The organism is Pseudomonas sp. Y3 TE3536 (genome assembly GCF_053629175.1).
Window position 1 is genome coordinate 176633 of the sequence record NZ_JBRJHU010000001.1, and the last position, 21557, is coordinate 198189.

Here is a 21557-nt window from a genome sequence, read left to right on the forward strand (position 1 = left end):
GCGGGCGAAGGCCCAGGGGCCCCTTGATGGGGCCCTTTTTATGCCCGCGATTTATGCGCGTGGCAGAGCGGCAATCGCATCGACCGATTCGCGAATCAGCGCCGGCCCCTTATAAATGAAGCCCGAGTAAATCTGTACCAGGCTGGCACCCGCAGCGATTTTCTCGGCGGCGTGGCGCCCCTCGGTAATGCCACCCGCCGCAATGATCGGCAGCTTGCCGCCCAGCTCACCGGCCAACACCTTCACCGTGTGGGTGCTCTTCTCAAGCACCGGCGCCCCCGACAAGCCACCGGCTTCGCCGCCATAAGGCAAGTGCTCGACGCCTTCGCGGCTCAGGGTGGTGTTGGTAGCGATCACCGCATCCATGCCCGATTCCATCAGCGCAGCAGCCACCAGTGCGGTTTCTTCGTCGCTCATGTCAGGGGCAATCTTGATCGCCAAAGGCACGCGCTTGCCGTGCGTGACTGCCAACTGCTCACGGCGCTCGGCCAAGGCATCGAGCAACTGCTTCAGCGAGTCGCCAAACTGCAGGCTGCGCAGGCCCGGTGTGTTCGGCGAGCTGACGTTGACGGTGATGTAGGTGGCTTCGGTGTAGACCTTGTCCAGGCAGATCAGGTAGTCATCGACCGCCCGCTCGACCGGGGTGTCGAAGTTCTTGCCGATGTTGATGCCCAGTACGCCGTTGTAGCGCGATGCCCGCACGCGCTCGAGCAGGTGATCGACACCCAGGTTGTTGAAGCCCATGCGGTTGATGATCGCCGTTGCCTCTGGCAGACGGAAAATCCGCGGCTTCGGGTTGCCGGGTTGCGGGCGCGGTGTGACGGTACCGATCTCGACGAAGCCGAAGCCCAGTTGGGCGAAGCCGTCGATTGCCGCGCCGTTCTTGTCCAAGCCAGCGGCGAGGCCCACCGGGTTGGCAAAGTTCAAGCCCATGACCGACACCGGCAACGCCGCCGGCTGTTTGCACAGCATGCCGTTGAGGCCGAGACGGCCACCGGCACCGATCAGGTCCAGGGACAGGTCGTGGGAGGTTTCCGGGGAAAGCTTGAACAGCAGCTGGCGGGCCAGGGTATACATGGGCGGGCAAGGCTCGGGGTGAATGAGGGGGCGATTATAGCCAGCGCACGGCTGGCATGACAGTAAATCCTCGGGCCGCTTGGCACATGCGTTGCTTCGCTTACCACACACTGCCTTTTCAGTACGGGCGAGGATCCTTGTGAACACAGCACCCCGAGCAACGCCCCTGGCCTGGGTCAACGGCAGCGACGCACCGGAAAAAACCAGCCTGAACATTGGCTTCATGGCCCTGACCGACTGCGCCTCGGTGGTGGTCGCCGCCACCCAGGGCTTTGCCCAGCAACACGGCCTGACCCTCAACCTCAAGCGCCAGGGCTCTTGGGCGGGCCTGCGCGACAAACTGGTCAGCGGCGAGCTGGATGCTGCGCACTGCCTGTATGGCCTGGCCTATGCCGTGCACCTGGGCATTGGCGGTGTGCCCGCCAGCGACATGGCTGTGCTCATGGGGCTGAACCAGAATGCCCAGGCCATCAACCTGTCCCCGGCTCTGCAACGCAAGGGCGTGACCAGCCCTGAGGCATTGGCGCGCCTGGTGCACCAGCAGGGTGCACGCCTGACCTTTGCCCAGACCTTCCCCACCGGCACCCACGCCATGTGGTTGTACTACTGGCTGGCGAGCCAGGGCATCCACCCGCTGCGCGATGTCGACAGCGTGGTGGTGCCGCCCGCGCAGATGGCCGCGCATATCCAGGCTGGCCGCATCGACGGGTTTTGTGCAGGCGAACCTTGGGCGGCGGATGCCGTCGCCAAGGGCCAGGGCTTCACCCTGGCAACCAGCCAGTCGATCTGGCCAGACCACCCGGAAAAGGTGCTCGCTTGCGCCCGCGCCTTCGCCGAGCAGTACCCCAACAGCGCCCGCGCCCTGATCAAGGCGATCCTCGCAGCCAGCCGCTTCATCGAGCAAAGCCCCGAGAACCGCCGCAGCACCGCGCAGTTGCTCAGCGGCAGTGCTTACCTGGACACGCCGACGAGCACTGTCGAGCCCCGCCTGCTGGGTGACTACCAAGACGGGCTGGGCAACCAGTGGCAAGACCCCCACGCTTTGCGCCTGTTCGACCAGGGCCGGGCCAACCTGCCGTATTTGTCCGACGGCATGTGGTTCATGACCCAGTTCCGCCGCTGGGGATTGCTGCGAGACGACCCCGACTACCTCGGCGTGGCCAGCCAGGTTCAGCAACTGGCGCTTTACCACGAAGCGGCAGACGCCCTGGGCATAGCGTGCCTTGAGCAACCGATGCGAAGCAGCCTGCTGATCGACGGCACCCGCTGGGACGGCAGTGACCCCTACGGCTATGCCCGCAGCTTCAGCCTGCACGCCTTGGGCGACACACCCGAAGCCCGCGTTGGCCTGTGAGGGGGATGAACATGCTGCGTATCCTGCTGATCGACGACACTCAAAACAAACTGGGCCGGCTCAAGGCCGCCTTGAGCGAGGCCGGTTTCGACGTGATCGAAGCCCCTGGTCTGACCATCGATTTGCCCGCCTGCGTCGAAACGGTGCATCCGGACGTCGTGTTGATCGATACCGACTCACCGGACCGCGACGTGATGGAACACGTGGTACTGGTCAGCCGCGACCGACCGCGGCCCATCGTGCTGTTTACCGACGAGCATGACCCCGGCGTGATGCGCCAGGCAATCCAGGCGGGGGTCAGCGCCTATATCGTCGAGGGCATTCATGCTGCGCGTTTGCAGCCGATTCTGGATGTGGCCATGGCCCGCTTCGAGAGCGACCAGGCCCTTAGGGCGCAGTTGCTGGCGCGTGACCAGCAACTGGCCGAACGCAAGCGGATCGAACAGGCCAAGGGCCTGCTGATGAAGATGAAAGACTGCAACGAAGAGCAGGCCTACACCCTGATGCGCCGCCAGGCCATGAGCCGCCAGCAGAAGCTGATCCAGGTGGCCGAGCAGATCATCGCCATGCACGAGATGCTGGGTTGATGTGCTCGCCATGAGATTTTTGGCGCCTGTCAGATCGAGCGCCGCGCGGGCGGCGCTCGATCTGACAGGCGCCAAAAATCTAAAGACAGTCCCAGCCAATTCTTGGCCCATCTCTTGCTGAACAAACATCACCGGTAGCCAACGGCGGTTGCCCCACTTAAATCCCGACAAAGACGTCGCTCACCCTTCCACAGCCGTGGACCGGGTAGCGGCGTCTTTTTCGTTCCGTTGCTTTGCCGAGTGAGGTGTTCAATGAGTACCAGCTTCTGGAAATCCGGGCATGTGCCCACGCTGTTCGCCGCGTTCCTGTATTTCGACCTGAGCTTCATGGTCTGGTACCTGCTCGGCCCGCTGGCGGTGCAAATCGCAGCCGACCTGCAGTTGAGCGCACAGCAACGGGGCCTGATGGTGGCCACGCCGATCCTGGCCGGCGCAATACTGCGCTTTGCCATGGGGCTGCTGGTTGACCGCCTTTCGCCCAAGACCGCCGGACTGATCGGCCAGGTGATCGTCATCGTCGCCCTGGCTGGCGCTTGGTACCTGGGCGTGCACAGTTATGAGCAGGCCTTGCTGCTAGGGGTGTTCCTGGGCTTTGCCGGCGCCTCGTTCGCGGTTTCGCTGCCGCTGGCCTCGCAGTGGTACCCGCCGCAGCACCAAGGCAAGGCCATGGGCATCGCCGGGGCCGGCAACTCCGGCACGGTGTTCGCCGCTTTGTTGGCACCCGCCTTGGCTGCAGGCTTTGGCTGGAACAACGTGTTCGGCTTCGCCCTGATCCCGCTGTCGCTGACCCTGGTGGTGTTCGCGCTGCTGGCACGCAACGCGCCCGAGCGGCCCAAGCGTAAAGCCATGGCCGACTACCTCAAGGCCCTCGGTGACCGCGACAGCTGGTGGTTCATGTTCTTCTACAGCGTTACCTTCGGCGGCTTTATCGGCCTGGCCAGTGCCCTGCCCGGCTACTTCAGCGACCAGTATGGCCTAAGCCCGGTTACCGCCGGCTACTACACAGCCGCCTGCGTGTTTGCCGGTAGCCTGATGCGCCCGCTCGGCGGCGCTCTGGCCGATCGCTTTGGCGGCATTCGCACCCTGTTGGGCATGTACAGCGTGGCCGCCATCTGCATCGCGGCCGTAGGCTTCAACTTGCCCAGCGCGGCGGCGGCGCTGGCGCTGTTCGTCAGCGCCATGCTCGGCCTGGGCGCTGGCAATGGCGCCGTGTTCCAGTTGGTGCCACAACGTTTCCGCCAGGAAATCGGGGTAATGACTGGGCTGATCGGCATGGCCGGTGGCATCGGCGGCTTCCTGCTGGCCGCGGGCCTTGGCACCATCAAGCAACATACCGGCGACTATCAATTGGGGCTGTGGCTGTTCGCCAGCCTGGGCTTGCTGGCCTGGTTCGGCCTGCATGGCGTCAAGCAGCGCTGGCGCACCACTTGGGGCTCGGCTGCCGTGACCGCGGCGCGGGTCTGAGGCCCCCCCATGAGCCTGCAACTGAGCTTTGCCCACGCCAGCGCCACCGGCCCCCGCGCGGAAAACCAGGATGCCCTGCGCCTGGTCACCCCGGCGCCAGAGCTGGCCGCCAGCAAGGGCTACCTGTTCGCCCTCGCCGACGGTGTCAGCCAATGCGCCGATGGCGGCCTGGCCGCACGGGCCAGCCTGCAGGCGCTGGCCCTGGACTACTACGCCACCCCCGCCACCTGGAGCGTGGCACAGGCGCTGGACCGCCTGCTGCTGGCGCAGAACCGCTGGCTGCGCGCCCAGGGCAGCGGCCAGCCACTGTTGACCACCCTCAGCGCACTGGTGCTGCGCGGTCGGCGCTTTACCCTGGCGCATGTCGGCGACTGCCGCGTCTACCGCTGGCACCACGGCCGCCTGCAGTGCCTGAGCGAAGACCACGTGTGGGATCAACCGGGTATGCAGCATGTGCTCAAACGCGCACTAGGGCTGGACCAGCAACTGTTGGTCGATTACCTGGAAGGCGAACTGCAGGCAGGCGAGTGCTTCGTGCTCTTGAGCGATGGGGTCTGGGCCAGCCTGGGTGACCAGCACATCCAGTCGGTCTTGCGCGAGCAGCCCGACCTGCAACAGGCGGCCGACACCCTGGTTGCCAGCGCCCACCTCAATGGCAGCCAGGACAACGCCAGCGCCTTATTGGTGCAGGTTGAACAACTGGGGCCGACCAACCTGGGCGATACCTTGGCACAGCTGCAGCAGTGGCCTGTGCCCGGCCCCCTTCGCGAAGGCCAGGTGATCGATGGCTGGCAGATCGAGACGCTGCTCTCGCACAGCCGCCAATCCCTTCTGTACCGGGCACGCGACGGCCACGGCCACGCATGGCTGCTCAAGACCCTGCCCGCTGCCCGCGAACAGGAGCCCGGGGCGGCGCAAGGGCTGCTGATGGAAGAGTGGTTCCTGCGCCGGGTGGCCGGGCGGCACTTCCCTGAACTGCACGTCGCCAGCCAGCGCCAGCACCTGTACTACGTGATGCGCGAATACCCCGGCCAAAGCCTTTCGGCGCTGCTCAACGAGCACGGGCCGCTGCCGCTGGCGCAGTGGCTGGAAATGGCCCGTCAACTGCTGCAAGCCGTCGGCGTGCTGCATCGGCGCAACTTGCTGCACCGCGACATCAAACCAGAAAACCTGCACCTGGGCGCCGATGGCCAACTGCGCCTGCTGGACTTCGGTTTGGCCTACTGCCCTGGCCTGTCCGAAGACCCGCAGCACGAGCTGCCCGGCACGCCCTCCTTCATCGCCCCGGAAGCCTTCGAAGGCCAGCCCCCCGGCCCGCGGCAAGACCTCTATGCCGCCGGCGTGACGCTCTACCACCTGCTGACCGGGCACTACCCCTATGGCGAAGTGGAGCCGTTCCAGCGGCCACGCTTCGGCCAGCCGGTCAATGCCTCGCGCTATCGCCCTGACCTGCCGGAATGGTTGCAGCACAACCTGCTGCAAGCGGTGGCGGCCGACCCGGCGCACCGCTTTGAAACTGCTGAACACTGGTTGCTGCTGCTCGAACGCGGCGACCGCCAGGATGCGCCCAATCGCCCCCGGCCGTTGCTGGAGCGCGAACCGCTGAAAGTCTGGCGCACCCTGGCCCTGCTGTCCCTGCTGTGTAACCTGATACTGCTGCTCACCCTGCTCAAGGGCTGAGCCGCCTTGCCGATGAGGAAACGTTGATGAATGCAAAAGTCTGGCTGGTCGGTGCTGGCCCTGGCGACCCCGAACTGCTGACCCTCAAGGCCGTGCGTGCACTGCAGCACGCCCAGGTGGTGATGATCGACGACCTGGTGAACCCCGCCGTGCTGGAGCATTGCCCACAGGCACGGGTGATTGCCGTGGGCAAGCGCGGTGGCTGCCGCTCCACGCCGCAGGCCTTTATCCAGCGCCTGATGTTGCGCCATGCGCGCCAGGGGCGCTGTGTGGTACGGCTCAAAGGCGGCGACCCGTGCATCTTCGGCCGGGGTGGCGAAGAAGCCGCCTGGTTGCAAGGCCATGGCATCGAGGTCGAGCTGGTCAACGGCATCACGGCAGGCCTGGCGGGGGCGACGCAATGCGGCATATCACTGACGTCACGCGGGGTGAGCCGCGGTGTGACGCTGGTAACCGCACATACCCAGGATGACAGCGACCTGAACTGGGCGGCGCTGGCGCAGGGTGGTACGACGCTGGTGGTGTACATGGGTGTTGCGCGGCTGAAGCAGATTCGCCTGGGGCTACTGCACGGTGGCATGGCGCCCCATATGCCAGTGGCGATGATCGAGAATGCGTCATTGCCGCAGCAGCGTGAGTGCCGCAGTGATGTGCAGGGGATGGTTGACGATGCGCGGGCATTCGGGCTCTGCAGCCCGGCGATACTGGTGATTGGCGAGGTGGTTGGGGTTGCTCAGGCACAGCTGATGGAATGGTCAGCCGCTGGCTAGCGGCGTGTTGCTTGTGCTGGCCTCTTCGCTGGCAAGCCAGCACCCATGAAATCGCAGGCAAAGAAAAACCCGGCCGAGGCCGGGTTTTTCATGAAGCATCGAACCAATTACTTGGCTTGGGCTTCTACTTGCGCTTCAACGCGACGGTTAACAGCGCGACCTTCTTCGGTGGCGTTGTCAGCAACCGGACGGGTCTCACCGTAGCCAACCGAGTCAACACGGCTCGATTCTACGCCGTACTGCTGGGTCAGGACTTGCTTGACAGCGTTGGCACGACGCTCGGACAGCTTCTGGTTGTAAGCGTCTGGACCTACGGAGTCAGTGTGACCTTCAACCACGGTGGTGGTTTGTGGGTACTGCTTCATGAAGTCAGCCAGGTTCTTGATGTCGCCGTAGCTGTTTGGCTTGACGACCGACTTGTCGAAGTCGAACTTGACGTCCAGCTCAACACGAACGACTTCGGCAACAGCCGGGCAGCCGTCGGCGTCAACGGTAACGTTGGCCGGGGTGTCTGGGCACTTGTCGACGTTGTCGCACACGCCGTCGTTGTCGCTGTCGGAGCAGACTTCAGCTACTGGAGCCGGAGCTGGAGCAACTTTGCCACCGCTGCCACCGAAGTTCAGACCAACACCAACGGATGGGCCCCACTCGGTGTTGCCGTTGTCGATGTTGTACATGGCTTCAACGCCAGCACGGGCGAAGAACATGTCGGTGATGTACCACTTGGCGCCAGCGCCAACGTTGGCGAAGGTGGAGTGGTCGCGGCCGCTACGGGTAGCTTGGCCCAGGCTCTCGTGAGCGAAACCAGCGGAAACGTACGGACGCAGAGCATCGCCTACGGTACCGAAGTGGTAGGTAGCGTCGAGCTTGGCTTTCGAACCTTTGATGTCTTTGTTGAAGACTTCACCACGAGCGTTGTGAGTCTCGTTGTAGCCCAGGTCCAGGGAGACGTCGTCGGTCAGGAAGTAACCGAGGCGAACACCAGGATTGGTGCCGTCGTTCTTGAAGTTACGCTCGCTGTCGTAGTACTGCTTGGTAACGTTACCTTCGATTTCGACTGCGCCTTGGCCTTGAGCCAGAACGCCGAACGAAGTAGCGGCTACGAGCGAGCCAATGGCCAAGCCCAAGGTGTTTTTCAATTTCATCCGTTAAATCCCCATCTGGTGATAGTTAAGCAGTCCCACCAACAACAAGGGGGACAACTCGACGGCTAGTCTAGCAGAACTCGCCGATTCGTTAGAGATTATTGCACGCGCTTAAGTTTCATCCAGCCCGTGAAATTTCTCTCGAAGCTTGTCTAGCGCGCGCTTGTAACGCATTTTCGTCGCGCTCAGGCCCATGTGCATGATATCCGCGATTTCCTGAAATTCCAGCTCTGCGACAAATCGCAGCACCAGGATTTCCCGATCGATCGGGTTCACATGCACGAGCCATTTGTCCAGCCCGCCTTTTTCTTCGGGTTTGGGTGCCTTGTCTTCGGACGCCTCTTCAATAGGGTCCAGACTCAAGGCATCCATCAACCGACGTTTGCGTCGCTCCTTGCGGTACTGGGTAATGCACTCGTTGTAGGTGATGCTGTAGAGCCAGGTTTTGAACTTCGATTTACCTTCGAAGTTCTTCAGCCCGTACAGCACTTTCAGCATCACTTCCTGACAGACATCGTCGGCATCCCGGTCGTTCCCCAAATAACGTGCACAGACGTTGAACAGGGTCCGCTGGTAGCGCCGCATGAGCTCCTCATAGGCGCGGGTAACGTGGTACAGCTCCTCATGCGAACGCGCCACCAACTCTTCGTCGGTGAGCTCGCGGGGGTCATAACGCATGGGCGGCGAATGAACTTTATTCAAAACGGATCTGGCCGACAGTCAGGTCAATGTCGCCGCTCGACCCCGTGGGGTCGATTTCGCGGCGGCATACATTAACAGCTTTTGTGCGGTTAGCGGCTATTGACACGCTGCTCAAGCAACACGCGGTTAGACAGCGACACCAGTTCGCCATCATCGGTCAACAGCGTCGTCTTCACCGTGCCGATTTCCTCGATATGCCCTTCGACCTCTCCAATCCGCACCTGCTGGCCGACTTGGTACAGCTCGCGCACGTAGATGCCGGCCAGAATTTGCCCAGCGATTTCGCGGCTGCCGAGGCCCATGGCCAAGGCAACGGCCAGACCAACGGTAATCAGCCCGATGACGATCACGTGGTTCAGCAGGTCGGTCTTGACCTCGAGCTGGCTGATGGCCACCGAGATGCTGATGATGATCACCAGGCCTTGGGTGATACGCCCAATACCGGCGGAATACTCAAGGCCAATGCCTTCGGCTGCACCGCGCACCAGGCCATTAGCCACCTGCGCCAGCAGCACGCCGGCCAGCAGCACCAGCGCCGCGCCGAACACTTTAGGCAGGTACAGGGCGAGCATGTCGAGGGTCGCCGACACCCGCTCAAGGCCCAGCGATTCAGCGGCCGAAACGAGGAAGATCAGCAACACGAACCAGTAGACGATCTTGCCGATCAGGGTCGATATCGGCACCTGGATGCCACCCCGGCTCAACATCTTGGTCAGCCCGGTACCGGCCATCAGGCGGTCCAAGCCAAGCTTGGCGAGTAATTTGGAGAGCAGCGCATCGAGCAGCTTGGCCACCACGAAACCGAGCAGCACCACCACCAGCGCGCCGAACAGGTTAGGGATGAAGTTCGCCACCTTGGTCCAAAGGGCCGTCATGGCAGTGACCAGGCTTTGGGTCCAGAGATCCAGTTCCATATTCAATCGGCCTTATCTGCTTTGCTGCCGCTGGCAGCGTTGCGGGTAGAGTTTCTACGCACGGGCGCAACATGCGCCGAGCCATTGTTGACGGCAATCAGCAGCGCCTGGCTCCAACGGCCAAGCAGGCTGAACAGATCACCCGCACCGACCTGGCGGTTGGCGGTTTTCAGCACACGACCCAAGCAGGCGGCGTCATCTCGGTCCTGGCCGGACGGTGACGCCTTGAGCAGGTCGCGCAGGGATTCTTCAAACGGATCGTGCATGGGCACCTCGCGCAGTATCAGCAAGAGACGAGATGGCACAGCGATGGGTCACACATCGCCTTGGGACGAATGTTTCAAAATGAACACGCGTTGGATTCTTCGCGGGCAAGCCCGCTCCCACAGGGATCGCGCTGCAAGATAAATCAATGCAATGCCCGCGAAGAGGCCAGTGCAGGTCAATAGCCATTCACACCCACCGCAACCGCCGGAACAGCCACCACTGCCCCACTGCCAAGCCCAGCACCAGCAGGCTGGCGAACAGGAAGCCATACGGGCTGTTCGACCCCGGAATACCGCCGACGTTGATGCCGAGCAGCCCGGTGACGAAGCTCATGGGCAGGAAAATACAGGTGATGATGCCGAAGCGGTACATGGTCCGGTTCATCCGCTCGCTGCGGCGCCGGTCCTCGCTCTCAAGCACCAGCGCGGCCCGCTCGCGGGTCAGCTCGAGCTCTTCGAGGTAGCGGATCAGGCTGTTGTTCAACTCGTTCCAGTAGTCGGCATCGGCATCGGCAAACCAGCTCCACTTGCTGCGTGACAGCTGGGCGTAGATTTCACGCTGCGGCGCCAGAAAACGCCGCAGGCCAGCGGCCCGACGGCGGATCTGCTGCAGGCTGCCCTGCTCTGGAGTGTACCGTTCGTCGGATTCGACCTTTTCTTCTTCGAGATCAACCAATTCGGACAGGTCGCTGACCAGGCCCTGGACCTTTTCGGTCAGCAGTTCTCCCATCAACAGCAACAACTCGGAAGCCGACTTAGGCCCCCTGCCCTCGCTGAGCAACTGCAGAATCTCGTCGCTGGCCCGCAGCGGCCGCAGGCGCAGCGAGATGACCCGCTGCGCCTCGGCGAAAATGCGTACCGAAACCATGTCTTCAGGCTCGGCGCCCGGGTTGAGGTTGACCCCGCGCAAAAACAGCAACAACTGTTCATCCACCAGCGGCAGCAAGCGCGGCCGGGTGTTTTCTTCCAGCAGCAAATCGCAGGCAAACTCGCTCAGGCCGCTGTCGCGCAGCAGCCAGGTACGGGTTTGCGGGTGGCTGCGGTCCCAGTGCAGCCAGAGGCTTTCCTGGGGGTGCAGTTGCAGGTCGTCCAGTTCGGTACGGGCAATCGAGCGCGCGCCGCCTTTGCCATCGAGCACCAGGGCATGCACCAGCCCCCACTGCGCGTTGTCTTCCTCGAACATCAAAGCTCCATCAGCGCGTGCGGCGCATCACTCCGGCATTTTCAGCGGGCTTGGCGAGACCAGCACGCCATTGTTGTCGGCATATACGTATTCACCCGAGCGGAAGGTCACGCCGGCGAAGGTCACTGGCACGTCGAGCTCGCCGATGCCGCGCTTGTTGCTCTTCTTCGGGTGGCTGGCCAGGGCCTGCACGCCGACGTCGGTCTGGATCAGGATGTCCACGTCGCGTACGCAGCCGTAGATCACCAAGCCTTCCCAGCCATTTTTGGCAGCCTTCTCGGCCAGCATGTCGCCCAGCAGCGCACAGCGCAGCGAACCGCCGCCGTCGACCACCAGCACCTTGCCCTTGCCGTCGAGTTCGACCTGCTCCTTGACCAGCGAGTTGTCTTCGAAGCATTTGAGGGTGACGATTTGGCCGCCGAACGAATCGCGGCCGCCGAAGTTGCTGAACATGGGTTCGAGCACCTGGACCAGGTCAGGGTAGGCGTCGCAGAGGTCGGGCGTTACGTAATGCTGCATGGGAAGCTCCTGTCAGTCACAACGAAAGCGGGTGTGGGCCAAGGCTACACCGGAGAGGCTGTCGCAGTCATCCAGGACTGAGTGGTCAGCTTGTGCCTGTACCGGCCCTTTCGCGGGCAAGCCCGCTCCTACAGGAATACCACTGGCCTAGGCGCTGCAGTGATCGTGTGGGAGCGGGCTTGCCCGCGAAAGGGCCAGTAAAGGCCGCACAGAATCAGCTGGCCAACACAGGCTCCGCCATCACAACCGAAGCATGCACGGGCACCAAGGGGTCCCTCACCCAGCGCTCCACCAACGGCCAGACCTGAGCCTGGGCCGCCTTGCTGACCAGCATGTCGACATGCCCGAACGCCTCGAAGCCTTCCTCGCGCCCCAGCCGCAGAAACTGCTTGCTCGACCCGCCCAACTGTTCGAACAGCTTGCGGCAAGCCCATACAGGGTCCTGGAAGTCGCCCGCGCCGGCCACGGCCAGCACCGGCACATCGACCCGTGCAAGCCCGGCCCACCAATCATTGTCCTTGTCGCCAAAGCGCCCGAACAGGCCATGCCAGCGCATGCTTTCGAGGGCCAGGCCGATCGGCTCGTCCTCGGGGCCACGCTTTAAGCGCTGCCCCGGAATCTGCCGCCAGCGCTTGAGCAAAAACTTCGCCCCCCATACTACCGGCGGCACTTTCAAGGGCCAGTACACGCGGCTGACCTGGGTGCCGAAGAACGCCGCGCTGGCAACCTGCTCAGGTGGCAAATACCCGCCACCCAGTGCGGCGGCCAGGGTGGTACCGCCCAGGGAATGGCCAACCCAGTGCGGCGCCTGGCCGGCCTGCTCCTGAACGAATGCAGCAATCAAGGGCAAGTCATCGCGGGCATAGTCGGCGACACGGTTGTGCTGCCACTGGCGATTGCGCGGCGACAGGCCATGGCCACGCATTTCTGGGATCCACACATCAAAACCTGCGCGGGCGAGAAACGCGCCCAGGCCGATGCCTTTGGGCGAATACCAGAAACGGCGGTTGGAGAAGCTGCCGTGCAAGAGAATGACCGGTACGCCCTGGGCGCCTGGCTGGTCGGCCAACCCAAGGCGGGTCACGGCCAGCTCGACGCTCGGGTCGGGGCTGTTGCCAGCCTTGATCCGGTACACATCCTCGCTCAGGTCGCCTCGGCGCTCTGCGCTGAGCAAGGCCACGGGAAATAAAGTGCTGCTGCTATGCATAAGGTTGCTTGGTGCACAAAAAAGGGCGGGAACCATTACTGGAACTCGCCCTGGATAAAACCAGGCGGGAGCGCGCCAGACGCGCCCCCGCAATTCACTGCATCAGGCTGCGCCCTGGCCCTCGGCCAGGAAGAACCAGGTCTCGAGCACCGAGTCCGGGTTCAGCGACACGCTTTCGATGCCCTGCTCCATCAGCCATTTGGCCAGGTCTGGGTGGTCCGATGGGCCCTGGCCGCAGATGCCGATGTACTTGCCAGCCTTGTTGCACGCCTGGATGGCGTTGGCCAGCAGCTTCTTGACGGCAGGGTTACGCTCGTCGAACAGGTGCGCAATGATCCCCGAGTCACGGTCCAGGCCCAGGGTCAGCTGGGTCAGGTCGTTGGAGCCGATCGAGAAGCCGTCGAAGTATTCCAGGAACTCTTCGGCCAGAATCGCGTTGGACGGCAGCTCGCACATCATGATCACGCGCAGGCCATTGTCGCCGCGGGCCAGGCCGTTTTCGGCCAACAGGTCGATGACCTGACTGGCTTCGCCCAAGGTGCGCACGAACGGCACCATGATTTCGACGTTGGTCAGGCCCATTTCGTTGCGCACGCGCTTAAGCGCGCGGCATTCGAGCTCGAAGCAGTCACGGAACGATTCGCTGATGTAACGCGAAGCGCCACGGAAGCCCAGCATCGGGTTTTCTTCTTCCGGCTCGTACAGCTTGCCGCCGATCAGGTTGGCGTATTCGTTGGACTTGAAGTCCGACAGGCGCACGATGACCTTTTTCGGGTAGAAGGCTGCCGCCAGGGTGCTGATGCCTTCGACCAGCTTCTCGACATAGAAGCCGACCGGGTCGTCGTAACCGGCGATGCGCTTGTCGACGCTGTCCTTGAGCTCTGCCGGCAGGCCGGCATAGTTCAGCAGCGCCTTGGGGTGCACGCCGATCATGCGGTTGATGATGAACTCCAGGCGCGCCAGGCCGACACCGGCGTTGGGCAGCTGGGCGAAGTCGAAGGCACGGTCCGGGTTGCCGACGTTCATCATGATCTTGAACGGCAGGTCCGGCATGGCGTCGACCGAGTTCTGCTTGATGTCGAAGCCCAGCTCGCCTTCGAAGATGAAGCCGGTATCGCCTTCGGCGCAGGAGACCGTCACGCCCTGGCCGTCCTTGAGCAGCTGGGTGGCGTTGCCGCATCCGACAACGGCCGGAATACCCAGCTCACGGGCAATGATCGCCGCGTGGCAGGTACGCCCGCCACGGTTGGTGACGATGGCGCTGGCGCGCTTCATGACCGGTTCCCAGTCCGGGTCGGTCATGTCGGAGACCAGCACGTCGCCCGGCTGGACCTTGTCCATTTCCGACACGTCGTTGATCACGCGAACCTTGCCGGCGCCGATGCGCTGGCCGATGGCGCGGCCTTCGACCAGTACGGTGCCTTTCTCTTTGAGCAGGTAGCGTTCCATGACATTGGCGCTGGAACGGCTTTTTACGGTTTCAGGGCGGGCCTGAACGATGTACAGCTTGCCGTCGTCACCGTCTTTGGCCCACTCGATGTCCATCGGGCGCTGATAGTGCTGCTCGATGATCATGGCCTGCTTGGCCAGTTCGTTGACTTCGGCGTCGCTCAGGCAGAAGCGGGCGCGTTCGGCGCGGTCGACTTCGACGGTCTTGACCGAACGACCGGCCTTGGCCTCGTCGCCGTAGATCATCTTGATCGCCTTGCTGCCCAGGTTGCGGCGCAGAATGGCCGGGCGGCCGGCCTGCAAGGTTTGCTTGTGCACGTAGAATTCATCAGGGTTGACCGCACCCTGCACGACGGTTTCACCCAGGCCATAGGCGCCGGTGATGAACACCACGTCGCGGAAGCCCGACTCGGTGTCGAGGGTGAACATCACGCCAGCGGTGCCGGTCTCGGAGCGGACCATGCGCTGCACGCCGGCCGACAGGGCCACCAGCTTGTGGTCGAAGCCCTGGTGCACGCGGTAGGCAATGGCGCGGTCGTTGAACAGCGAGGCGAACACTTCCTTGGCCGCGCGGATCACGTTGTCGACGCCGCGGATGTTGAGGAAGGTTTCTTGCTGACCGGCAAACGAGGCGTCCGGCAGGTCTTCGGCGGTGGCCGAAGAGCGCACGGCAACGGCCATGTTGTCGTTGCCAGCGGCCATTTCGGCGAAGGCCGTACGGATTTCCGCATCCAGACGCGCCGGGAATTCAGCTTCCATGACCCACTGGCGAATCTGCGCGCCGGTTTTGGTCAGGGCGTTGATGTCATCCACGTCCAGCGCATCGAGTGCGGCATGGATCCGGTCGTTGAGACCACTCTGTTCGAGAAAATCGCGGTACGCCTGCGCCGTAGTGGCAAAGCCGCCCGGCACCGATACACCAGCACCCGCAAGGTTGCTGATCATCTCGCCCAGGGATGCGTTCTTGCCCCCCACATGCTCCACATCATGGACGCCGAGCTTATCGAGGGAAACTACGTACTCTACCAAGGTGATCTCTCCACTAACTGTGTTGGAAAAGCTCAAAGGCGCCCGCCTGTCTGCTTTGACTTGGCCGGGCGTTTGTGGCCTGTACCTGGAAAATAAGTGAGAATGCCGACAGCCGCATTCGGCAAACCGAACTTATCATATCCAAGAAACGTCATCAGCTTAAGGCCCAGGGTGCAAATGAAAAGAACCGCGTTCTTCATCTCCGACGGCACCGGCATCACCGCCGAGACCCTGGGGCAAAGCTTGCTCGCTCAATTCGAAAGCATTCCGTTCAACAAATTCACCCGTCCCTACATCGATACGCCGGACAAAGCGCGCACCATGGTGCAGCAAATCAACGCTGCCGCCGAGCGCGATGGTGTGCGCCCTATCATCTTCGACACCATCGTCAATCAGGACATCCGCGAGATCCTGGCGACCTCGAATGGCTTCATGATCGACATCTTTTCGTCGTTTTTATCCCCGCTCGAGCAAGAATTGACCGCCCATTCGTCGTATTCCGTCGGCAAATCCCACTCGATTGGCGGCAACTCCAACTACATGGAGCGTATCGAGGCGGTCAACTTCGCCCTGGACAACGATGATGGCGCACGCACGCACTACTACGACAAGGCCGACCTGATTCTGGTCGGCGTCTCACGCTGCGGCAAGACGCCAACCTGCCTGTACATGGCCATGCAATTCGGTATTCGTGCGGCCAACTACCCGCTGACCGAAGATGACATGGAGCGCCTGCAACTGCCGGCGGTGCTGAAAAAGCACCACAGCAAGCTGTTTGGCCTGACCATCGACCCGGACCGCCTGACGGCCATCCGCCACGAGCGCAAGCCCAACAGCCGCTATTCCAGCTTTGCCCAGTGCGAGTTCGAGGTGCGCGAGGTAGAGAGCCTGTTCCGGCGGGAGAACATTCCCAATATCAATTCCACGCATTTTTCGGTGGAAGAGATTTCGGCGAAGATTCTGGTGGAGAAAGGCGTGGAGCGGCGGTTCAAGTAAGCCTGTAGGAGCGGCCTTGTGTCGCGAAAGGGGTGCGAAGCGCCCCCACGATTTGCGCATCAGGCTGATATTGCCGGGGCCGCTATGCGGCCCTTTCGCGACACAAGGCCGCTCCTACAAAGACCCGATCACCTGCTAGGTGGGACAATTACAAATAGAAAGCCCCGGCATCGCTGCCGGGGCTTTTTCATTTCAGACCACCGATCAGGACGGCACCACCACCGCCTGCCCGCTCATGGCCAGGTCGACCAGCTCGCGGTTGGCCACCGCGTACATCGCATAGTCAGTCCCGGTGGCATTGCGCAGGTCATCCAGCATCGCGCGCCAGCGCTCGACCATCACCCGGTGCTGCTCGGCCCACAGCGCCACACGGGCATCCATGTCCTGCGGTGCATCGACCATTTGCAGCACAGAAATGGTGATCGCCCGCTGCTGCAGGTCGATATCGTCGCGGAACGCCTCGCGGGCCAGGGCCTGCCAGTTGTTTTCCACCGGCAGGTTGCTGATCTCCTGCAGGTACCAGGTCAGGTCCAGCGAGCTGCCCACGGCGAAGAACGCCTTGGCCACCTGCGCCGGGTCATGGCCGGTCACATCCGCCGCCTCGATGATCGGCAACAAGGTGTACAGGTGGCTGGTACCGGCCACCATGCGTGCCAGCAGCTCCGGCACACCGGCGTCGACGAAGCCCTGGTAGCGCACCATCCAGCGCTCGCGGGTCGGGCCTTCCAGCAGTTCGTCGAGCTTGAGCCCCAGTTGCGCGATCTTCGGCCCGAAATGCGCGGTATCACGCCCGGCATCCTGCTCGTTGCGGCGGCTGCGCAGGAACCAGCGCGTGGCACGGCGGCCCAGGCGCATCAACTCGTCCATCAGGGTCAGCTGGATTTCGGCCGGCACCTGATAGTCCAGCGCTTCGATCTGACGGAACCAGTGCGGCAGGTGGAAGATGTCGCGAACGATCACATAGGCGCCCGCCACGTTGGCCGGGCTCATGCCGGTCGATTCCTTCAGGCGCTGGACGAAGGTGATGCCCATGTTGTTGACCAGGTCGTTGGCGATCTGGGTGCTGACGATCTCGCGTTTCAGGCGATGACGGCGCATGGACTCGGCAAACTTGCTGACCAGTGACGGCGGGAACGCGGTCTCCATGTCGCGGGTCAGGTAATCGTCGTCCGGCACCAGCGACTTCAGCAGTTGCTCCTTGAGGTCGATCTTGCTGTACGAGATCAGCACCGACAGCTCGGCACGGGTCAGGCCCTGGCCAGCCGCCAGGCGCTCGGCCAGTTGCTCTTCGGACGGCAGGAACTCGATGGCACGGTCGAGCTTGCCACGCCCTTCCAGATCCGCCATCAGGCGCTTGTATTCGGCAATCCGCTCGCGAGCGCGGCGGGCCGCCAGGGACAACGCCTGGGTCTGCTTGTAGTTGTTGCCCAGCACCAGCGCGCCGACTTCTTCGGTCATGCTGCCGAGCAGCTGGTTGCGCTGCTTCTCGGTCATGTCGCCACCCTGCACCACTTCATTGAGCAGGATCTTGATATTGACCTCGTGGTCCGAGCAGTCCACGCCGCCGGCGTTGTCGATGAAGTCGGTGTTGGTCGCGCCGCCATTGAGGCCGAACTCGACCCGGCCAAGCTGGGTCATGCCCAGGTTGCCGCCCTCGCCCACCACCTTGCAGCGCAGCTCGTTGCCGTTGACGCGCAGGGCGTCGTTGGCCTTGTCGCCGACATCGGCGTGGCTCTCGCTGCTGGCCTTGACATAAGTGCCGATGCCGCCGTTCCACAGCAGGTCGACTGGCGCCTTGAGCAGTGCATTGAGCAGCTCGGTCGGGGTCAGGCGGTCGGCTTCGATGGCAAAGCGTTCTTTCATCTGCGGGCTGATGGCAATGCTCTTGGCACTGCGCGGGAAGATCCCGCCGCCTTCGGACATGATGCTGGTGTCGTAGTCGCTCCAGGCCGAACGCGGCAGGTCGAACAGGCGCTTGCGCTCGGCGAAGCTGTTGGCCGGCTCCGGGTTCGGGTCGATGAAGATGTGCAGGTGGTTGAACGCCGCCACCAGCTTGAGTTTGTCGGACATCAGCAAGCCATTGCCGAACACGTCGCCGGCCATGTCGCCGACGCCGATCACGGTAATCGGGTCTTCCTGCACGTTGATGCCGCGCTCGCGGAAGTGGCGCTGTACACCCACCCAGGCGCCACGGGCGGTGATGCCCATCTTCTTGTGGTCATAGCCGGCCGAGCCGCCCGAGGCAAAGGCGTCGCCCAGCCAGAAGCCGTAGTCGATGGCGATGCCGTTGGCGATGTCCGAGAACGTCGCGGTGCCTTTGTCGGCGGCCACTACCAGGTACGGATCGTCTTCATCGTGCCGCACCACGTTGGCCGGCGGCACCACGCCCCCGTCCTTGAGGTTGTCGGTGATGTCGAGCAGGCCAGAAATGAAGATGCGGTAGCAGGCAATGCCTTCGGCAGCGATCTCGTCACGGCTGCCACCCAGGGGCAGGCGGCGCGGCAGGAAGCCGCCTTTGGCGCCGACTGGCACGATGACCGAGTTCTTCACCTGCTGGGCCTTGACCAGGCCGAGCACCTCGGTGCGGAAGTCTTCCTCGCGGTCCGACCAGCGCAGGCCGCCACGGGCGACGTTGCCGAAGCGCAGATGCACGCCTTCGACCCGTGGCGAATAAACGAAGATCTCGAACTTAGGTACCGGCTTTGGCAGCTCGGGGATCAGCTTGGGGTTGAACTTGAAGCTGAAGTACGACTTGTTCTGGCCGTTGGCATCGGGCTGGTAGAAGTTGGTGCGCAGGGTGGCCTTGATCAGGTCCAGGTAGCGACGCAGGATGCGGTCTTCGTTGAGCACCTGAACATCGTCCAGCGCCGTCAAGATCGCCTGCTCCAGACGCTGCTGCTTGTCGTCCAGGTCGTCTTGAGTCAGTTTGCGCGCCAGGTAGAAGCGGGTCTTGAACAACCGGGTCAGTTCGCGAGCGATACCGGTGTGGTTGTTCAAGGTGCTGGCGATGTAGCCCAGGTCGAAGCCCAGGCGGATCTGCTTGAGGTAACGGGCATACGCACGCAGCAGCGCCACATCGCGCCACGGCAGGCCGGCGGTCAGCACCAGGCGGTTGAAGGCGTCGTTCTCGGCATCGCCGCGGACGATGTGGATGAAGGCGTCCTGCAGGGTGTCGTTGAGCTGTTGGATATCCAGGCTCAGGCCTTCGCTGTAGGTGAAGGCGAAGTCATGGATCCAGTACTCACGGCCATTGGCGTGGCGCAGGCGATACGGGAACTCGCCAAGCACGCGCAAACCGAGGTTTTCCAGAATCGGCAAGACATCGGACAGCGCCAGCGGGGTGTCGGCGTGGTACAGCTTGCAATGCAGGGTACGCTCGCCGACCTGGGTCAGCGGCTGGTAGAAGCTCATGGCCAGCGGCTTGCTTTCAGACAGCCCCAGCACATGCTGCAGGTCGACCACGGCCGAGTGCGCCGCAAAGCGCTCGCGGTAGCCCGCCGGGAAGCCTTTGGGGAAGTCGGCCAGGATGTTGGTGCCTTGGGCTTCGCCGAAGTTCTCTACCACCAGGGTCGAGTAATCGTCCTGCCACGAGCGGCAAGCCTGGATCACTTCGTTTTCCAGCTGCTGCGGGTCGATGTCGATGCGGTTCTTCGGGTCGACCCGCAAAATCAGCTGCACGCGCGCCAGCACCGATTCGGAGAAGAAGGTCCAGAACTCGCAGTCGCTGGCTTTGAGGCGCTCCATCAGCACCTGCTGGATCTTCTGCCGCACTTCGGTGGAGTAGACCTCGCGCGGCACGTAGGCCAAGCAGTAGCAGAAGCGGCCGTAAGGGTCTTTGCGCAGGAACACGCGAATCTTGTTGCGCTCCTGGATCTGCACGATGGCCATGACCGTGCTGAACAGCTCGTCGATCGGGGTCTGGAACAGGTCGTCACGCGGCAGCACTTCGAGCACCTGGGCCAGTTCCTTGCCCAAGTGGGCCTTGGGGTCGAAGCCAGAACGGCGCTCGACTTCGGCCACCTTGACCCGAATGTACGGGATGGCATGCACGCTCTCGCCATACACCGAGGAGGTGTACAAGCCCATGAAGCGGTGTTCCTTGACCACCTTGCCATCCGCGTCCAGCTGGCGGATCGACACGTAGTCCGGGTAGGCCGGGCGGTGCACGCGGCTGGGCAGCGCGGCCTTGGCGAAGGACAGCAGCAGCGGCTCGTTGAGGTAGGCCACGGCGTAGTCTTCGATACGCAGCTCTTCAGGCGTCAGCCCCACGCGCAGGCGCCGTGGCAGGCCGAGGAACGACTGTTCGTCGTAGACCATCTGGCCGCCATCGCTGCCGCCCTGGACGGTGAATTCTTCGTAGCCGAGGAAGGTGAAATGGTTGTCCAGCAGCCACTCGAGAAACGCCTTCACCTCGCCTTTGTCATGCTGCGCCGGGCCAAACGCGGTCTGTTCCACCAGCGCCACGACTTCGCGCAGCTTGGCCTTCATCGGTTCGAAATCGGCGACCGCTACCCGCACTTCGGCCAGCACTTGTTCGATTTCACGGGCCAGCACCGTCAGCTCAGCGGCGTTGGCGCAGCGGTCGATCTCCAGGTACATCAGCGACTCATGGCGCACGCCTTCGCCGTGGGTACCCTTGGGCAGCAGCTCCAGCAGCTCGCCCTTGGCACCGCGGCGTACGCTCAGTACCGTGGTTTGCAGGGTGTGGATGCTGTAGCCCCGGCGGTTGAGCTCGGTGCGCACCGAGTCGACCAGGAAGGGCAGGTCGTGGTGCAGCACCTCGACCACGGTGTGGGTCGATTGCCAGCCGTTGCGTTCGTAATCAGGGTTGTACACCCGCACTTGAGGTTGTTCGGCGTCGAAGCGCTCGATGATGCGCCAGGCAGAAAGGGTACAGCCAGCCAGGTCGGAAAGCCTGCGCTGGGTGAGTTCGTCCATAGAGATGATGCCGAAGAACTGTTCGGCGAACAGCGCCACTTGTGGCAGTGCCTGCTCGCTGATGTGCTGCGCCAGAGCCGCTTGCAGTTGATGCTGGAAGTCGGCCTTGCTGGCTGCGGTGAAAAACGCCATCTGTGGTACTCCGCTTGGGCTTTGTAATAATTGAAGCGTCGCTCGCGTGCGCCGTGTACGGATCAACGATAGCCAACCCGTGGCATGGCGGACGGTTATAACCAGGCGTTGGACGTGCACAGCACGCCCAGGGCTCGCCGAAGCT

The 21557-nt window shown here is 62.9% G+C and carries 16 protein-coding genes; 6 read left to right on the forward strand and 10 right to left on the reverse strand.

Annotated elements, in window-relative coordinates:
* Nucleotides 1–51: 51 nt before the first annotated feature.
* Nucleotides 52–1077 carry a quinone-dependent dihydroorotate dehydrogenase gene (locus tag AB7M33_RS00805; protein ID WP_027596664.1) on the reverse strand — a complete coding sequence of 342 codons (1026 nt, stop codon included), beginning with the start codon at nt 1075–1077 and terminating at the stop codon, nt 52–54.
* Between the two features lie 139 nt (nt 1078–1216).
* On the opposite strand from AB7M33_RS00805, the gene AB7M33_RS00810 reads away from it, so the two are divergent.
* The 5 genes from AB7M33_RS00810 (at nt 1217) to cobA (ending at nt 6932) form a co-directional block, all read left to right on the forward strand.
* A complete protein-coding gene (locus tag AB7M33_RS00810; protein WP_454242278.1) occupies nt 1217–2431 on the forward strand; it encodes a CmpA/NrtA family ABC transporter substrate-binding protein in 1215 nt (404 codons plus the stop codon).
* A gap of 11 nt (nt 2432–2442) precedes the next feature.
* Nucleotides 2443–3018 (forward strand): ANTAR domain-containing response regulator, encoded by a 576-nt coding sequence (locus AB7M33_RS00815; RefSeq protein ID WP_027596666.1) that lies wholly within the window; start codon nt 2443–2445, stop codon nt 3016–3018.
* A 252-nt stretch (nt 3019–3270) separates the two neighbouring features.
* Nucleotides 3271–4482 carry a nitrate/nitrite transporter gene (locus tag AB7M33_RS00820; protein WP_027596667.1) on the forward strand — a complete coding sequence of 404 codons (1212 nt, stop codon included), beginning with the start codon at nt 3271–3273 and terminating at the stop codon, nt 4480–4482.
* Between the two features lie 9 nt (nt 4483–4491).
* Entirely contained in the window at nt 4492–6162 is a 1671-nt protein-coding gene (locus AB7M33_RS00825) for a protein kinase domain-containing protein (protein ID WP_454242279.1), read from the forward strand.
* Between the two features lie 26 nt (nt 6163–6188).
* Nucleotides 6189–6932 (forward strand): uroporphyrinogen-III C-methyltransferase, encoded by a 744-nt coding sequence (gene cobA / locus AB7M33_RS00830; RefSeq protein ID WP_454242280.1) that lies wholly within the window; start codon nt 6189–6191, stop codon nt 6930–6932.
* 107 nt (nt 6933–7039) lie between these two features.
* Here cobA and AB7M33_RS00835 read toward each other — a convergent pair whose 3' ends face one another.
* The 8 genes from AB7M33_RS00835 to ppsA form a co-directional block, all read right to left on the reverse strand.
* The gene (locus tag AB7M33_RS00835) at nt 7040–8077 is read right to left on the reverse strand and encodes an OmpA family protein (protein ID WP_027596670.1); all 1038 of its coding nucleotides are present in this window, start codon (nt 8075–8077) and stop codon (nt 7040–7042) included.
* Nucleotides 8078–8188: 111 nt separating this feature from the next.
* Complete coding sequence (sigX, locus tag AB7M33_RS00840) at nt 8189–8755, reverse strand: RNA polymerase sigma factor SigX (protein WP_033694384.1); 567 nt, start codon at nt 8753–8755, stop codon at nt 8189–8191.
* A gap of 113 nt (nt 8756–8868) precedes the next feature.
* Complete coding sequence (locus tag AB7M33_RS00845) at nt 8869–9693, reverse strand: mechanosensitive ion channel family protein (protein ID WP_027596672.1); 825 nt, start codon at nt 9691–9693, stop codon at nt 8869–8871.
* Between the two features lie 2 nt (nt 9694–9695).
* Nucleotides 9696–9959, reverse strand: a complete 264-nt coding sequence (locus AB7M33_RS00850) for a hypothetical protein (protein ID WP_027596673.1) — start codon at nt 9957–9959, stop codon at nt 9696–9698.
* A gap of 187 nt (nt 9960–10146) precedes the next feature.
* Nucleotides 10147–11142, reverse strand: coding sequence for a zinc transporter ZntB (locus tag AB7M33_RS00855; protein WP_027596674.1), 996 nt, complete (start codon nt 11140–11142; stop codon nt 10147–10149).
* 27 nt (nt 11143–11169) lie between these two features.
* Nucleotides 11170–11661 (reverse strand): ribonuclease E activity regulator RraA, encoded by a 492-nt coding sequence (rraA, locus tag AB7M33_RS00860; RefSeq protein WP_027596675.1) that lies wholly within the window; start codon nt 11659–11661, stop codon nt 11170–11172.
* Between the two features lie 214 nt (nt 11662–11875).
* Nucleotides 11876–12868, reverse strand: coding sequence for an alpha/beta fold hydrolase (locus AB7M33_RS00865; RefSeq protein ID WP_454242281.1), 993 nt, complete (start codon nt 12866–12868; stop codon nt 11876–11878).
* Between the two features lie 102 nt (nt 12869–12970).
* Nucleotides 12971–15346, reverse strand: a complete 2376-nt coding sequence (ppsA, locus tag AB7M33_RS00870) for a phosphoenolpyruvate synthase (protein WP_265969985.1) — start codon at nt 15344–15346, stop codon at nt 12971–12973.
* Nucleotides 15347–15523: 177 nt separating this feature from the next.
* On the opposite strand from ppsA, the gene ppsR reads away from it, so the two are divergent.
* Nucleotides 15524–16342, forward strand: coding sequence for a posphoenolpyruvate synthetase regulatory kinase/phosphorylase PpsR (ppsR, locus tag AB7M33_RS00875; protein WP_027596678.1), 819 nt, complete (start codon nt 15524–15526; stop codon nt 16340–16342).
* A 204-nt stretch (nt 16343–16546) separates the two neighbouring features.
* Here the strand turns inward: ppsR and AB7M33_RS00880 are convergent, their stop codons facing one another.
* Nucleotides 16547–21412, reverse strand: a complete 4866-nt coding sequence (locus AB7M33_RS00880) for an NAD-glutamate dehydrogenase (RefSeq protein ID WP_265969986.1) — start codon at nt 21410–21412, stop codon at nt 16547–16549.
* Nucleotides 21413–21557: the final 145 nt, after the last annotated feature.

Excerpts from the sequence above, each read along its gene's own strand:
- rraA (WP_027596675.1), bottom strand. The coding sequence starts at position 11,661 with ATGCAGCATTACGTAACGCCCGACCTCTGCGACGCCTACCCTGACCTG.
- AB7M33_RS00850 (WP_027596673.1), bottom strand. The coding sequence starts at position 9,959 with ATGCACGATCCGTTTGAAGAATCCCTGCGCGACCTGCTCAAGGCGTCA.
- AB7M33_RS00845 (WP_027596672.1), bottom strand. The coding sequence starts at position 9,693 with ATGGAACTGGATCTCTGGACCCAAAGCCTGGTCACTGCCATGACGGCC.
- AB7M33_RS00815 (WP_027596666.1), top strand. The coding sequence starts at position 2,443 with ATGCTGCGTATCCTGCTGATCGACGACACTCAAAACAAACTGGGCCGG.
- AB7M33_RS00805 (WP_027596664.1), bottom strand. The coding sequence starts at position 1,077 with ATGTATACCCTGGCCCGCCAGCTGCTGTTCAAGCTTTCCCCGGAAACC.
- AB7M33_RS00865 (WP_454242281.1), bottom strand. The coding sequence starts at position 12,868 with ATGCATAGCAGCAGCACTTTATTTCCCGTGGCCTTGCTCAGCGCAGAG.
- sigX (WP_033694384.1), bottom strand. The coding sequence starts at position 8,755 with ATGCGTTATGACCCCCGCGAGCTCACCGACGAAGAGTTGGTGGCGCGT.
- AB7M33_RS00880 (WP_265969986.1), bottom strand. The coding sequence starts at position 21,412 with ATGGCGTTTTTCACCGCAGCCAGCAAGGCCGACTTCCAGCATCAACTG.
- cobA (WP_454242280.1), top strand. The coding sequence starts at position 6,189 with ATGAATGCAAAAGTCTGGCTGGTCGGTGCTGGCCCTGGCGACCCCGAA.
- AB7M33_RS00825 (WP_454242279.1), top strand. The coding sequence starts at position 4,492 with ATGAGCCTGCAACTGAGCTTTGCCCACGCCAGCGCCACCGGCCCCCGC.
- ppsR (WP_027596678.1), top strand. The coding sequence starts at position 15,524 with ATGAAAAGAACCGCGTTCTTCATCTCCGACGGCACCGGCATCACCGCC.
- AB7M33_RS00820 (WP_027596667.1), top strand. The coding sequence starts at position 3,271 with ATGAGTACCAGCTTCTGGAAATCCGGGCATGTGCCCACGCTGTTCGCC.
- AB7M33_RS00855 (WP_027596674.1), bottom strand. The coding sequence starts at position 11,142 with ATGTTCGAGGAAGACAACGCGCAGTGGGGGCTGGTGCATGCCCTGGTG.
- AB7M33_RS00835 (WP_027596670.1), bottom strand. The coding sequence starts at position 8,077 with ATGAAATTGAAAAACACCTTGGGCTTGGCCATTGGCTCGCTCGTAGCC.